Here is a 460-nt window from a genome sequence, read left to right on the forward strand (position 1 = left end):
GAATTAAAAATGTTGAATGGTGACCCGTACGGGATTCGAACCCGTGTTACCGCCGTGAAAGGGCGGTGTCTTAACCGCTTGACCAACGGGCCGGACTTTATTGTGTTCATAGATAGATCGGGAAGCTCCCAAGCGGATTCGAACCGCTGACCTCTTCCTTACCATGGAAGTGCTCTACCTACTGAGCTATGGAAGCATATGGCTCCGCAGGTAGGACTCGAACCTACGACCGTTCGGTTAACAGCCGAATGCTCTACCACTGAGCTACTGCGGAATAATATAATGTTTCCTAAAACCCATTTAAAGATTTAAATGAATAGCCTGGCAACGTCCTACTCTCACAGGGGGAGACCCCCAACTACCATCGGCGCTGAAGAGCTTAACTTCCGTGTTCGGAATGGGAACGGGTGTGTCCTCTTCGCCATCACTGCCAGACCAGATTCATTTTTGAAGGATTTCA

General features: G+C 49.3%; 3 tRNA genes and 1 rRNA gene. All 4 read right to left on the reverse strand.

What is annotated here, in order from left to right:
- Positions 1-17: 17 nt before the first annotated feature.
- Positions 18-92, reverse strand: a tRNA-Glu gene (locus QNI08_RS22415).
- Positions 93-123: 31 nt separating this feature from the next.
- Positions 124-196 (reverse strand) — tRNA-Thr (locus QNI08_RS22420).
- Positions 197-199: 3 nt separating this feature from the next.
- Positions 200-274, reverse strand: a tRNA-Asn gene (locus QNI08_RS22425).
- A gap of 45 nt (positions 275-319) precedes the next feature.
- Positions 320-435: ribosomal RNA gene (rrf, locus tag QNI08_RS22430) — 5S ribosomal RNA — on the reverse strand.
- Positions 436-460: the final 25 nt, after the last annotated feature.

The sequence above is a fragment of the Peribacillus folii genome (assembly GCF_030271255.1).
GTDB lineage: Bacteria > Bacillota > Bacilli > Bacillales > DSM-1321 > Peribacillus.